General features: G+C 67.5%; 13 protein-coding genes. 1 reads left to right on the forward strand and 12 read right to left on the reverse strand.

Annotation, left to right across the window (positions count from 1 at the left end; translation table 11 throughout):
* Positions 1 to 132: 132 nt before the first annotated feature.
* The 3 genes from CFB47_RS26815 to CFB47_RS26820 form a co-directional block, all read right to left on the reverse strand.
* On the reverse strand, positions 133 to 585 hold the full coding sequence (locus CFB47_RS26815) for a DUF3592 domain-containing protein (protein ID WP_089462833.1): 453 nt from the start codon (positions 583 to 585) through the stop codon (positions 133 to 135).
* Positions 586 to 595: 10 nt separating this feature from the next.
* Positions 596 to 745: a hypothetical protein gene (locus CFB47_RS41290; protein ID WP_179258986.1), complete on the reverse strand. Its 150-nt coding sequence runs from the start codon at positions 743 to 745 to the stop codon at positions 596 to 598.
* A gap of 145 nt (positions 746 to 890) precedes the next feature.
* Positions 891 to 1796 carry a LysR family transcriptional regulator gene (locus tag CFB47_RS26820; RefSeq protein WP_089442820.1) on the reverse strand — a complete coding sequence of 302 codons (906 nt, stop codon included), beginning with the start codon at positions 1794 to 1796 and terminating at the stop codon, positions 891 to 893.
* A 90-nt stretch (positions 1797 to 1886) separates the two neighbouring features.
* On the opposite strand from CFB47_RS26820, the gene CFB47_RS26825 reads away from it, so the two are divergent.
* Positions 1887 to 2417, forward strand: coding sequence for a DMT family transporter (locus tag CFB47_RS26825; protein ID WP_089463562.1), 531 nt, complete (start codon positions 1887 to 1889; stop codon positions 2415 to 2417).
* A gap of 40 nt (positions 2418 to 2457) precedes the next feature.
* Here the strand turns inward: CFB47_RS26825 and CFB47_RS26830 are convergent, their stop codons facing one another.
* The 9 genes from CFB47_RS26830 to CFB47_RS26875 all read right to left on the reverse strand — a co-directional run bounded on the left by CFB47_RS26830 (position 2458) and on the right by CFB47_RS26875 (position 12561).
* Positions 2458 to 2823 carry a response regulator gene (locus CFB47_RS26830; RefSeq protein ID WP_011355572.1) on the reverse strand — a complete coding sequence of 122 codons (366 nt, stop codon included), beginning with the start codon at positions 2821 to 2823 and terminating at the stop codon, positions 2458 to 2460.
* A gap of 40 nt (positions 2824 to 2863) precedes the next feature.
* A complete protein-coding gene (locus tag CFB47_RS26835; protein WP_089442822.1) occupies positions 2864 to 3823 on the reverse strand; it encodes a chemotaxis protein CheX in 960 nt (319 codons plus the stop codon).
* A gap of 22 nt (positions 3824 to 3845) precedes the next feature.
* Positions 3846 to 4427, reverse strand: a complete 582-nt coding sequence (locus CFB47_RS26840; RefSeq protein WP_089462834.1) for a hypothetical protein — start codon at positions 4425 to 4427, stop codon at positions 3846 to 3848.
* Positions 4424 to 5152 carry a methyl-accepting chemotaxis protein gene (locus CFB47_RS26845; RefSeq protein WP_089463563.1) on the reverse strand — a complete coding sequence of 243 codons (729 nt, stop codon included), beginning with the start codon at positions 5150 to 5152 and terminating at the stop codon, positions 4424 to 4426. Before CFB47_RS26845 ends, CFB47_RS26840 begins: the two co-directional genes overlap by 4 nt.
* Before the next feature lie 22 nt (positions 5153 to 5174).
* Positions 5175 to 7556, reverse strand: coding sequence for an ATP-binding protein (locus CFB47_RS26850; RefSeq protein ID WP_089462835.1), 2382 nt, complete (start codon positions 7554 to 7556; stop codon positions 5175 to 5177).
* Between the two features lie 457 nt (positions 7557 to 8013).
* Positions 8014 to 9744, reverse strand: coding sequence for a cation acetate symporter (locus CFB47_RS26860; RefSeq protein ID WP_089462837.1), 1731 nt, complete (start codon positions 9742 to 9744; stop codon positions 8014 to 8016).
* Entirely contained in the window at positions 9741 to 10049 is a 309-nt protein-coding gene (locus CFB47_RS26865) for a DUF485 domain-containing protein (RefSeq protein WP_043179330.1), read from the reverse strand. The genes CFB47_RS26860 and CFB47_RS26865 overlap by 4 nt, the downstream gene beginning before the upstream one ends.
* A 276-nt stretch (positions 10050 to 10325) precedes the next feature.
* Positions 10326 to 11336, reverse strand: a complete 1011-nt coding sequence (locus CFB47_RS26870; protein ID WP_089462838.1) for a succinylglutamate desuccinylase/aspartoacylase family protein — start codon at positions 11334 to 11336, stop codon at positions 10326 to 10328.
* A gap of 31 nt (positions 11337 to 11367) precedes the next feature.
* Positions 11368 to 12561: a pyridoxal phosphate-dependent aminotransferase gene (locus tag CFB47_RS26875; RefSeq protein WP_089462839.1), complete on the reverse strand. Its 1194-nt coding sequence runs from the start codon at positions 12559 to 12561 to the stop codon at positions 11368 to 11370.
* Positions 12562 to 12613: the final 52 nt, after the last annotated feature.

A 12613-nucleotide genomic window follows, 5' to 3' on the forward strand; every position in this document is an offset into this window, starting at 1 on the left:
GATGGGGTTCGGCAGGATTCGATGCGGCGCGAACGCGCGGCGATGATGCGTGCACGTTCACGGCACCGTGGTGATGAAATGCTCCTCCACATTCCGTGCGACGTCCAGTCGTGGTGCAACAGGCTCACACGGTCACGTCCGCTTGCGTCCACGGCGCCACGCGCGCAGGCCCGAGCGCAGTTGACCGAGGCCACCCAGGAAAAAGACAACGCCCATCCCGCCTATCATCAGGACGTCGCCCCAGATCGCGCCGAACGTATTCAACCGCGCGCTCATCGCGGGCGCGTCCGGTGCGTAACGCACCTCGACGGTCGCACCGTCCTCCTCGCTGACCGAGCCGCCCTGCGGGTATTCGACATGCTCGCCCGCGAGCGTCGTGAACGCGATCTCCGGATGATGCGGGCCGGCGTTCAGCCTGATGACCCGCCCCGGCACGACGACCGACGTCCGCAGGAATTCGCGTGTCGACTGCGCGTACAGGGCAGTGCCGATCAGCAGGCACGTACCGACGATGGTAAAGACGACGCCCTTCGCGATCAGCATTTCCGTCTGCTGCGCGTCGGTGCGGCTGGATCCCGACACCATTGCGTTCACCTCAAGGACGCGACTGATGGAACGACACGTCGATCGTCGACTGCGCCTTGCAGCGGCACGTCACGCCGCGCCCCGTTTCGTCGGTCACGCGTTCAAACGGGCCGTTGCCTGCGCCGCGCACGCGCGCCGCCCGATCGATCCTGATTGTCATGGAAAGGTGCCCCGTTCCTGATTGTCGTGGATGCCGTGCGTGCTGCGCAGGTCGCGCGGGCACGCCGCCCTCGGCATCCGGCAGGATACGGAGATCGCGGCGCGCTGTAAATTGCGCAGGCGGCGTGGCCGGCCACGCCGCGCGGCTACCCGCCGCTCGCGACGCGCGCGATCGTCTGCCGCAGCCAGAGGTGCGCGGCGTCGCCGTGCCGGCGCGCGTGCCAGTGCTGCGCGAACTCGAACGAATCGATCGGGAACGGCGGCTCGAACACGCGCAGCCGCGCATCGTCGCGCACGCGGTCGAGGTTGCGCCGTGCGACGGTCAGCACGAGGTCGGTGCCGGCGATCAGGTCGTTCGCCACACCCCAGAACGGCAGGATCACCGCGATGTGCCGCTCGCGCCGTAGCCGCGCGAGCGCGCGATCGACTTCGTTGTCCATCCCGTCACGCATCGCGACGAGCGCATGCGGCCGTGCGAGCCACGCATCGAGCGCGAGTTCGCCGCGGCGCGGCAGGCGGCTTGCATCGGCCACGCACGCGAACGATTCGACGAACAACGGTTGCGCGTGCAGGTCGCGCTGCATCGCGGGCAACACGCCGAGCGCGAGATCGACCTCGCCGTCCATCAGCTGCATCCGCATCGCCTCGCGGGTGGCCTGCGACACGATCAGCTCGATGCCCGGCGCGTCGGCACGCAGCGTCTTCACGAGCGAAGGCAGCACGATCCGCGCGCCGTAGTCGGACATCGCGATGCGAAACACGCGCGTGGCCGCGGACGGATCGAACGCCGGCGGCTCGATCAGCGCGCCGAGCCGGCCGAGGACGTCGTTCAGCGGCTCGACCAGTTCGTTCGCACGCGCGGTGAGTTCGAGCCGGCCCGCGCGCCGCACGAGCAACGGATCGCCGAAGATATCGCGCAACCGCGCGAGCGCATGGCTCACGGCCGGCTGGCTGCGGTGCAGCCGCACGGCGGCACGCGAGATGTGTTTTTCGCTCAGCAGCGCATGCAGCGTCACGAGCAGGTTCAGGTCGATGCGGGCCAGATTATTCATGGGATGAATATGAAGCATCCGAAGAACGAATTTCCATTCGTGATCTTAATGGACAACAATCATTTCAACATCCTTTCATGCCCCATCCAGATGACGACTTCCCTGTCCTTCGCCACCCTTCCGCTCGCCGTCGCGGCTTTCGTCGCCGGCGCGCTCGTGCCGCTGCAAGGCGGCAGCAATGCCGCGCTCGGGCGCGCGCTCGGCCACCCGCTGTGGGCGAGCGTCGCGTCGCTGACGGTGAGTCTGCTCGCGGTGCTGCCCGTGCTGCTGGCGACGCGTGCGAACGCGCCGCTCGTCGGCGACGCGCTGCAGCGCCCGCTGTGGATGTGGCTCGGCGGCCTTGCGGGCGTGATCTACATCACGCTCGCGCTGATCCTGACGCCGCGGCTCGGCGCGACGACCTTCATCGTCTGCGTCGTCGCCGGGCAGATGCTCGCGTCGCTGCTGATCGACCACTACGGGCTGATGGGGCTCGCGCAGCGGCTCGCGACCCCCGGCCGCATCGCGGGCGTCGCGCTGATCTTCGCGGGGATGATCGTCGTGCAATGGCAGACGCCCGCGCCGCGCGTGCCGGCCGCGACCGGCGACGCGACAGCCGCGCAACCCGAACCGCCGCGCTGAATGCGCGGGCGGGCGCGGGTGCGCCGCAGCCCGATAGGTGTCAGCCCGCGAGCTTCTTCAGCGCGTCGAGCACCGCGTCGCCCTTGAACGGCTTCACGATCCAGCCCTTCACGCCGGCGGCCTTGCCGCGCTCCTTCATCGCCGGGCTGCTTTCGGTCGTCAGCATCACGACGTTGACCGTCGAATTCGCCAGTTCGCCGCGGATCTTCTCGACCATCGTCAGGCCGTCCATGTTCGGCATGTTCACGTCGCTGATCACGAGGCGCACGCCGGGCGTCGCCTTGAGCTTCGCGAGCCCGTCCTTGCCGTCGACGGCCGTCGCGACGTCGAGCCCGTGATTGCGCAGGAAGCCCGCGACCTCGTCGCGCACCGTGCCCGAATCGTCGACCACCAGAATCTTTGCCATGTCGTCTTCCCCTTCCTTTCCTTGTTGCTGACTTCAGTCTTCAAAACAGTTCGAGTTCACCCGATTCGACCATCGGCCCCACGTCCTGCACCGATTCGCGGAAATCCTCCGGCGACCAGCTCAGGCTGAACACGAAGCGCTGGTCGAGGCACACGGAGCGCCCCGATGCCGGATCGGTCATCCGGTACTTGAAGCAGAGCTGCGGGCAATCGCCGCCGAACGAGATGAACTTCTGCTTGTGATTGACGACGAGCGGCACCTGCACCGGATGGCGCGCCAGTGCCTCGGCGTCGCCGAGATAACGGTTCTTGAACGCGCCCCATACGAGGTTGGTCAGCTCGCCGAGCACGCTGTTCACGTCGCGGAAATCCGGCGCGCGGCCGCCTTCGCGCGTGCCGCCGAGCATGTCGAGCAGCGGCTGCTCGCTCGTCTGCAGCAGCATGTAGCCGCGGCACCACGCGCTTTCGAGCGCGATCAGGCTGAACACTTCGCCGAAGATGATCTGGTCGCGCACGATGCACGGCGTTTCGTGCTCGATCGTCATGCCCGGGAACAGGCTGTCGATGCGCGCCTCGGTGATCTCCGAGATGCCGCGCACGAGCGCGTTCGGGTAGTCGCGGCCGAACAGGTATTCGTCGATCGCGCGCTTGAGCGGCGTCATGTCGTCCGCGACGTAGGCCGCGCACGCGACGCGCGCGAGCGCCTCCGGCAGCCCGTCGCGCGACGCGAGCGATTCGCGGCGCAGGATGATCGGCAATTCGGGGCGCAGCGCATCGATCTGCGTCGCGATGATCGCGCTCTCGGCGGCCGAACCGCCGTAATCCTCGGCCAGCAGGATCGCGCCCAGGTCGATGTTCGAGCGCAGCACCTTCAGCAACCGGCTGCGCCGCACGGTCAGGCCGACCAGGTTGTGCTCGTCGCAGAAGCGCTTGATCGCGTCGGCGTGCGCGCGACTGTCGTCGAGTACGAGCACCTTGCTGACGGGTTTGTCCAGGGTCATCTCAAGGTTTCCTCATGGTCGATCAGAACAGTTCGAGTTCGCCGCCGGTTTCCATCACGGCCGTCTCCGGCACATGGAAATCGACCGGCGCGTTCGCGCACACGCACAACGTCGCGCCGACCCGCACGTCGCCATCGAGCGTCAAGTCATAGGCGGCCACGTAATCGGGCGAGAGCGCGTGCATGAAGTCGATGCTCGCGCCGCTCAGCAGGTACGGCGTCGACATCCCGAGGTCGGGAAACGACGCGGTCAGCGCCTGGTTGATCGCGCCGCAACACAGGTTCGCGACTTCCATGAACGCATCGGTCAACGATCGCTGGCTGTTCGTGCCCGCTGTCGCGCCGGCGAAATGGCGGCGCGTCGCGTCGTCGTCGCTGAAGCGCAGCGCGAGCAGCAGGCGGAAATGCAGTGCGGAGATCGTCAGCACAACCACATGTTCGGGCGCCTGCGGCTTCGATCGCGACTTCGCGTGCGCGCGATCCGGCGCGTCGTGTTCGTGCCCGGCTCGCGGCCGGATGTCGCACGCGCCGCCTGCCGCGAGCCGCGTGCGCGCGGCATCGAAAAAGATCCGTTCGAACCCGGCCCTCGCCTGCGCACTGATCACGCGGCTTCTCCCTCGATCCGCGCGTGCAACTGCCCGGCCAGCGTCTCGACGGTCGCGAGCGCGGCCGTGATCATCTTGCCGCCGGCCTGGATGTCCTGAAACGTCGCGGCCGTCACGAGATCGTTGCGGTTCAGGCTGTCGCGATAGCTGTTCGACAGCTGCTGCGAGCGCGCGGCCAGCCCGCGCACCTCGCTCGCGACGATCGAGAAGCCGCGCCCGGCCGTGCCGGCGCGCGCGGCCTCGATCGACGCGTTCAGCGACACGATCGACACGTGCGCGACGATCGCCGACAGCTCCTGGTTCTTCGTGCGCATGTCCTGGTTCTGCGTGGTCAACGAGATCATCTGCTCGTGCCAGCGCTCGAAGGTGCCGGCGAGCCCGCGCAGGCGCGCGGCTTCGTCGGCGATCTTCATCGCGTGCTGCGCGAGCGCCGCTCGATCGGCCGACAGCGCCTGCACGGCGTCGCGCTGCGAGCCGGCGGCGGACGTCTCGCGCGCCAGCGCATCCTCGAGCTGCGCCTCGCGCTGCGCCCATGCGTCGGCCGCCTCCGCATGCGCCGACGCGGCATCGGCGGCGCGCGCATCGGCTGCGTCGAGCGCGCCACGCAACTGCGCCGTATCGCGCTCGTGCGCCGCGACGAGCCGCTTGCGCGTCACGCTAAATACGACCGCCGCCACCATGGCGACGACGACACCGCCCGCCAGTGCAGCGGCCATCTGGATCATCCACGCCTGCCCGATCACGTCGTCACTCCGCCGCGCCGATGTCCGCGCTGCGTGCACGCTCGTGCACGACGCCCTGGGCGGCGCCGTCGGCCGCGAAGCGGGCCGGCAGCGTCACGATCGTCTCGAACGCGCGATACGGCGCGCCGACGCGATCGTCGGTGAAGCGCAGCGCGATGTCGCCGCCGTCGCGCTTAAGGAAGTTGCGCACCGCGTCCATGCCGACGCCGCGCCCCGACACTTCGGTCACCGTGCTCGCGGTCGAGAAACCCGGCCGGAAGATCAGCTCGGCCACCTCGTCGTCGGACAGCGCCGCGTCGTGGTCGGCATCGATCCAGCCGCGCTCGCGTGCGATGCTGCGAATCCGGTCGAGCGCGAGGCCGCGGCCGTCGTCGCTCAGCACGAACCACAGCTCGCCGCCGCCCACGCCGACCGCGATGTCGATCGTGCCGGACGCCGCCTTGCCGGCCGCGCGCCGCTCGTCGGACGATTCGATCCCGTGGTCCATCGAATTGCGCAGCAGGTGCATGAATACGTTCTTCAGCGTCGCGACGATTTCGCTGCGCACGCGGTGGCCGTGGCTGTCGATATGCACGACCGGCGCCGGCTTGCCGAGTTCGGCCGCGAGCGACGGCAGCGACTCGATCACGCCGCCGAGCGCATCGCCGATGCCCTGCGTGCCGAGCTGGCTCAGCATGCGGCGCACGGCGTCGCGCGCCGCGTGCCAGTCGGACGCGTTCGCCGGATCGGCGCCGTCGAGCACGCGCAGGCTCTCGCTGATGTGCGCGCGTTCGACCATCAGGAAGTCGGCGCCCTGCACCGCTTCGCCGCTGCGGCCGAGCGTGACCGCGTTGATCGTCGCGTAGTGCTCGACCGCGTCGCGCACGCGGGCCAGGTCGTCCATCAGCGCGTCGCGGTTCCACTCCGGGCCGCCGTCCGCGCGGCGCAGCGAGTCGTACGCCTGCTCCGCTTCGTGGACGATGTTGGTCAGGTGCTGGAGGCTGTACGTGCGCGCATTGCCCTTGATCGTGTGCATGTTGCGGAACAGCGCCGCGACGATCGAGTGATCGGCGCGTTCGTGCTGGCGGATCATCCGCTCATTCTCGCTGAGGAAGCCCTTCGCGCTGTGCACGAAGTCGTGGAACTTGTCCTGGCTGATCGACAGAATCTCGCCGATCATCTCGAGGCGGCGCTGCTGCTCGCCGGCCTGCGCGGTCAGCTCGCGAATCTCGGTCACGTCGCGCACGCACAGCATCAGGCGCACGACCGTGTCGGTCTCGTCGGTGATCGCCGACCAGCTCAGGTCGAGCCACTTGTCGCGGCCGTCCGGCATCCGCTTCGCGACTTCGTTCACGAGCAGGTGCTCGTTGAACGCGAAGTTCATGCTGTCTTCGCCGAGGCACGCATGCACGGCCGCATCGACCTGCGAGCGCGCGTCGGAACCGATGTTCGAGTCGTCGAACACGAGCGCCATCAGGTCGCGGCCGGCGATATCGTTCGTCTCGAAGATGGTTTCGAGGTACGCCGAATACTCCGCATGCACGACGCCGCCCTCGACGACGGTCAGGATCCCCTGCTGCATGTTCTGCAGCATCGCCTGGATGTCGGCCGTCTTCTGCTTGAGCTGCGCCGAGTTCTCCTGGATCTTCTCGATCATCCCGTTGAACGCGACGATCGAATGGCCGATTTCGTCCATCCGGCCCACCGGCACGCGGCGCGTGAAATCCTGGCTCGTCGCGATCTCGCTCATCGCCGTCTGCATCCCGATCAGCGGGCGCGTGATCTGGCGATACAGCAGCAGGCCGAGTGCGGTCAGCAGCACGATCACCGTGCCGGCGACACCCGCGATCGCGGTCGCGGTGGTCGACAGCATCCCGTTCAGCGCGCTGATCGCGTCGTCCTTCTGGCGGTTCTTCTCGACGCGCAGCGTGTCGACGATGCTTTCGAGTTCGTCGCGATACTGCGCGACGTTCGCGAACAGGTACGCCTGCGCCATCTCGGGCTTGCCGTCGGCCTTCATCTTCACGGTGTCGTCGATCGCCGCGAAATAGTTCGTCGCGCTCTCCTTCGCCTGCGACACGAGCCCGACCTGCGCCTGGCCGACCGCCGACTTCGCCTGCACGTCGAGCGCGGCGCGCAGCGCGCCCTGCTTCGCCTTCAGCTCGTCGCGCGCCTGCGCGGAGGTGTTCGCGTCGGGCGCATAGACGAGCGTCATCGTCGCGATCTGGATGTTCTTCACATCGGCGACGAGATCCGCGGACGCGAGCGCGCTCGGCACGATTCCCTGGGTGACCTGGCGTACCTCGGACGCGCTCTTGCGGGTCTGGTACACGGCATAGATGCCGATCGCGGACAACGCGAAGAACGTCAGGACGACTAGCAGCGTAATGCGATGACGGATGGTCATGAGTACAGCTCCCCGCAGCGATCCGGCTTCGATCGCCGTTTGGTCTATTGAAAGAATGTGAGCGCCGAATTATCGGGGATGGTGTATGACGCTCCGATGACCGGAAATCAATCATTCATTGATAAAAACGAAATGAATAATTGCGACGAAAGCACCCTAAAGATTTGCCGGTATCTGCCGTTAACCTCATGCCACAAGGCTTCGATCGGCGATCCTGCGCGGCCTGGACATTCCAGCTTCGGATATTTTATTTTTATTTATTTAATCCGCGGATTATCGGCAATCGGGCTTTCGTAAAACGTTTGCGCATTATCGGCGAATTCAGGCGAATTCACGATTTTTTATTGTCGGGCCGCAATTCGACGGACCGATGAAAACGATACCGCCCGCTCCGGGGCCCGCGGTGCGATGAACTGCATCGTGGGCCCCGGAGCGGGCGTGAGCGACTCACGACCGGTCAATGGCTGCTGGCGCGCGTCGCCCCCAGCCCCGTTTCCGAACGCACCTGCTGCGCGGCGAACGCACCCTTCTCCGCCTTCGCGCGCAGGCTCGTGTCGACGACCGAGAACAGCCACACGCCCACGAAGCCGATCGTCATCGAGAACAACGCGGGCGACGTGTACGGGAACCACGCTGAACCCTTCGGATAACCGAGCGTTGCTTCCCACACCGACGGCGACACGATCGTCAGCCCCACCGACGAGACCAGCCCGAGGAAGCCGCCGATGACCGCGCCGCGCGTGGTGCAGCCCTTCCACATCATCGACAGGAACAGCACCGGAAAATTGGCCGACGCCGCCACGGCGAACGCCAGCGACACCATGAACGCGACGTTCTGCTTCTCGAACGCGATGCCCAGCAGCACGGCGATCACGCCGAGCACCAGCGTCGTGATGCGCGACACCTTCAGCTCGTCGGCACTGTTGGCCTTGCCGTTCTTGAAGACGGTGGCGTAGAGATCGTGCGACACCGCGGACGCACCCGACAGCGTGAGCCCGGCCACCACCGCCAGGATCGTCGCGAACGCCACGGCCGAGATGAAGCCGTAGAACACGTCGCCGCCCACCGTCTTGGCCACCAGCACCGCGGCCATGTTGGCCGTGCCCGCGCCGCCCTTGATCACGCCCTTGGCCACGTCGGCCAGCTCCGGGTTGGTCAGCACCAGCGTGATCGCACCGAAACCGATGATGAAGATCAGCACGTAGAAGTAGCCGATCCACGTGGTGGCCCAGAACACGGATTTACGCGCTTCCTTCGCATCCGGCACCGTGAAGAAACGCATCAGGATGTGCGGCAGGCCGGCGGTGCCGAACATCAGCGCCATGCCGAACGAAATGGCCGAGATCGGATCCTTGATGAACCCGCCCGGCGACATCACCGACAGCCCGATGCGGGTCGCGTCGTCCGGCGCCTTGCCGGCGTTCGCGGCGATCGCGGTCTTGACTTCCACCGCATGGGCGAACAGCGCCTCCGGGCTGAAGCCGTACTGCGCGAGCACCATGATCGCCATGAAGGTCACGCCCGCGAGCAGCATGCACGCCTTGATGATCTGCACCCAGGTGGTGGCCGTCATGCCGCCGAACAGCACGTAGACCATCATCAGCGCGCCGACGATCACGACCGCCACCCAGTAGTCGAGACCGAACAGCAGCTTGATGAGCTGCCCGGCGCCCACCATCTGCGCAATCAGGTAGAACGCCACCACCACCAGCGTGCCGATCGCGGCGAAGCTGCGGATCGGCCCCTGCTCGAAGCGATAGCCCGCGACGTCGGCGAAGGTGAACTTGCCGAGGTTGCGCAGCCGCTCGGCCATCAGGAACGTGATGATCGGCCAGCCGACCAGGAAGCCGATCGAGTAGATCAGGCCGTCGTAGCCCGACGTCATCACCGCCGCGGAAATGCCGAGGAAGGATGCGGCCGACATGTAGTCGCCCGAGATCGCCAGGCCGTTCTGGAACCCGGTAATGCCGCCGCCGGCGGTGTAGAAATCCGCGGCGGAACGCGTGCGCGACGCCGCCCACTTGGTGATCCACAACGTGCCGGCCACGAACAGCGCGAACAGGACGATGGCCGTGGTGTTGGTGGCCTGCTTGGCGGTCTGCCCGACATCGCCGCCGCCCGCGACGGCCGCGCCGCATACGCCCGCAGCCAGCAGCGCGACCAGCGTCATCGAAAGTGTCTTCTTCATTGGGCGACGTCCTGCAGGATGTCCTGCGTCAGTTGATCGTATTCGTTGTTCGCGCGGCGCACGTAGATGCCGGTGATGACGACGGTGAACACGATCACCGCCATGCCGACCGGTACGCCGACGCTCGTCACGCCGGTGCTCACCGGCTTCGCGAGGAACGACTTGTCGAATGCGATCAGTGCGATGTAGCCGTAGTACACGATCAGCATCAGCACGGTCAGGCAGATGCCGAGCGTGTTGCGCCGCCGCTTGAGCTGCGCATACTTCGGATGCGCTTCGATCTTTTTCACCAACCCATCATGCATCGCCTGTCTCCTGGTTTGCTTTTTGAATGAGTGTGGCGATTCTGGACGGCGAAGCTGACTGCGTGCTTACTCGGTCTTTCGAGGACGCACTATGGTTTTCCCTAGCGGAACGGGGCGTCGCGACGCTGCCGCACGCGAGACGCTTGACGGGTGTACGCGGCCATGCGCAGGGCGCGCCGTCACGTCGACGTCAGTTTTTCGGCGCCGCGACGCGGGTTGGCGCAGATGCAAGCGTTCGATCGTTCTCGACAGGCGGAGTGTCGCGCGCAGCGTCGCTCACGGATCGAGCGCGCCGCCCGACCATCCCGCCGACGGACGCGAACCCGTCAGCTTCAGCGCGACGTCGCCCTGCGCGACCAGCCGCTCGCGATTGCGCGTGACGATACGTCCGGCCTGCGGCGCGACCAGCACGTGCTCGCTGCCGGGCACGCCAGGATGCGCGACGATCCGCGCGATGCGTTCGCCCGCGGCGACCGTCGCACCGAGTTCGCGTTCGTACACGAGCACGCCCGACGCCGGCGCGAGCACCGTCTCCATGTGCGCGATCGGCACGGCCTCGCCGTGCCAGTCGTGCGCGCCGGCGGGCTCCGCGATCACGCCGCGGCCACGCAGGAACGCCAGCACGCCGTCGGCATCGCGCTCGGCGAGCGCATCGGATACATCGGATTGCCCGCGCAACTCGACCGTCGCGACGAGCCGTTCGCGCAGGCCGCCGTTGCGCGCCCAGTGCGCGGCGATCGCGCCTTCGAACGCGCCGTCGTCGTCCTCGTCCCACAGAATCGCGACGTCGACGCCGAGCGCCGCCGCGAGATCGCGGCTGACCGGCCACATCTCACGCTGCACGTACAGATACGGCAGCGCTTCGGAATCGGTATGCAGGTCGAGCACGATATCTGCGTCGCATGCGGCGTCGAACAGCGTGCGCTGCCAGGCGGCGAATGTCGTCGCGGGCCGGCGCGCCGCGGCCGATTCATGAAAATGCCGGTTGAAATTGCGCTGCGTCGCATCGTGGAAGCGGCCGAGCAGCCGCCCTTGCCGGAATTGCGCAAGCCCGAGCGGGTTCGCCTGCGGCACCACCGTCACCGTGCCGCGCAGCATGCCGCGATCGTGCGCCGCGCACAGCCGCGGCAGCAAGCGGTGCAGCACGAGCATGCCGGCGATCTCGTCCGCATGCACGCCGGCCTGCAGATGCACCCGCGGCCCGTCGGCGCCGGCCAGCCGCCACGCGCGGATCGCGAGCGGCTGCCCGGCGTCGCCGGGCACCGGCCAGGTCAGCACCTCGATCATCGTCCGTTCTCCTTCGGGTTCGGCTTGCCCATCACGACGCCGCGCGCGAATCCGCGCCGAGGCTCGCGACGAATGCCGCAATGCGCTCGCATGCGTCGGCCAGCTTCGCATCGTCGACGACGAAGCCGAAGCGCACGAAGCCGGATGCGGTATCGCCGAACGCGCTCGCGTCGAGCAGCGCGACCTGCTTCGCGCGGAACAATCCCCACGTGAATGCGTGCGCGTCGAGCCCGGTGCCGCGCACGTCGACCATCATGAACATGCCGGCTTCCGGCAGCAGGCAACGCAGCCCCGGCACGTCGCGCAGGCGCGCGTAGGCCAGGTCGCGGCGGCGCCGGTACAGCTCGCGCATGTCGGCGACGATCGCGGCCTTGTTGTCGAGCGCGGTGACGGCCGCCTGCTGGATGAAGCCCGGCAGCCCGTACAGCATGCACAGCGCCAGCCGCTCCGCGTGCTCGATCAGCTCGGCCGGGCCGATCGCCCAGCCAACCCGCCAGCCCGGCATCGCATGCGATTTCGACAGGCTGCCGATCGTCACCGTGCGTTCGGCCATCCCCGGCAGCGACGCGATGCTGACCAGGTCGCGCTCGAACGTCAGTTCCGCATACACCTCGTCGGACACGACCCACAGATCGCGCTCGCAGGCGAGCCGCGCGATGCGTTCGAGATCGGCGCGCGGCAAAACGACGCCGGTCGGGTTGCACGGCGTCGCGAAGAAGATCGCCTTCGTGCGCGGCGTCACGGCCGCTTCGAGCGCGTCGAAGTCGAGATGAAAGCCGCGCGACGCATCGACCGGCACCGGCACGAGCGTCGCGCCCGACGCGCGCACGCTCGCCTCGTACGTCAGGTACATCGGCTCCGGCACGATCACCTCGTCGCCCGTCTCGCACAGGCACATCGCCATCGCGAACAGCGCGTTCTGCGCGCCGGCCGTCACGATCACGTGCTCGGCACCGACCGCCTGCCCGGACGCCTTCGCATGCTCGCGCGCGATCACCGCGCGCAACTCCGCCCGGCCGCGCACCTCGCTGTAGTGCGTATCGCCGCCGCGCAGCGCGGTCACCGCGCGCTCGACGATCACGTCGGGCGTCGCGAAATCCGGATCGCCGACGCTCAGGATGATCGCCGGTTCGCCCGCCGCGACGGCCGCCTGTGCCGCGTAATGAATGTCCCATGCAGTCGTGCGCTTGCCCTGCAGGCGATCGACCAGCTTCGAATAGTTCATGCGTTCTCCGTCGCGCGGCGCCCGGGCGGCCGCCGCGTCTTCAAGGGTTCGT

Origin of the sequence: Burkholderia sp. AU27893 (assembly GCF_002223205.1) — a bacterium.
GTDB lineage: Bacteria > Pseudomonadota > Gammaproteobacteria > Burkholderiales > Burkholderiaceae > Burkholderia.

What these genes read in the sequence shown, in the direction of transcription:
- CFB47_RS26825 (WP_089463562.1), top strand. Translation starts at nt 1,887, where the DNA reads ATGACGACTTCCCTGTCCTTCGCCACCCTTCCGCTCGCCGTCGCGGCT.
- CFB47_RS26870 (WP_089462838.1), bottom strand. Translation starts at nt 11,336, where the DNA reads ATGATCGAGGTGCTGACCTGGCCGGTGCCCGGCGACGCCGGGCAGCCG.
- CFB47_RS26865 (WP_043179330.1), bottom strand. Translation starts at nt 10,049, where the DNA reads ATGCATGATGGGTTGGTGAAAAAGATCGAAGCGCATCCGAAGTATGCG.
- CFB47_RS41290 (WP_179258986.1), bottom strand. Translation starts at nt 745, where the DNA reads ATGACAATCAGGATCGATCGGGCGGCGCGCGTGCGCGGCGCAGGCAAC.
- CFB47_RS26875 (WP_089462839.1), bottom strand. Translation starts at nt 12,561, where the DNA reads ATGAACTATTCGAAGCTGGTCGATCGCCTGCAGGGCAAGCGCACGACT.
- CFB47_RS26820 (WP_089442820.1), bottom strand. Translation starts at nt 1,796, where the DNA reads ATGAATAATCTGGCCCGCATCGACCTGAACCTGCTCGTGACGCTGCAT.
- CFB47_RS26835 (WP_089442822.1), bottom strand. Translation starts at nt 3,823, where the DNA reads ATGACCCTGGACAAACCCGTCAGCAAGGTGCTCGTACTCGACGACAGT.
- CFB47_RS26860 (WP_089462837.1), bottom strand. Translation starts at nt 9,744, where the DNA reads ATGAAGAAGACACTTTCGATGACGCTGGTCGCGCTGCTGGCTGCGGGC.
- CFB47_RS26845 (WP_089463563.1), bottom strand. Translation starts at nt 5,152, where the DNA reads ATGATCCAGATGGCCGCTGCACTGGCGGGCGGTGTCGTCGTCGCCATG.
- CFB47_RS26815 (WP_089462833.1), bottom strand. Translation starts at nt 585, where the DNA reads ATGGTGTCGGGATCCAGCCGCACCGACGCGCAGCAGACGGAAATGCTG.
- CFB47_RS26850 (WP_089462835.1), bottom strand. Translation starts at nt 7,556, where the DNA reads ATGACCATCCGTCATCGCATTACGCTGCTAGTCGTCCTGACGTTCTTC.
- CFB47_RS26830 (WP_011355572.1), bottom strand. Translation starts at nt 2,823, where the DNA reads ATGGCAAAGATTCTGGTGGTCGACGATTCGGGCACGGTGCGCGACGAG.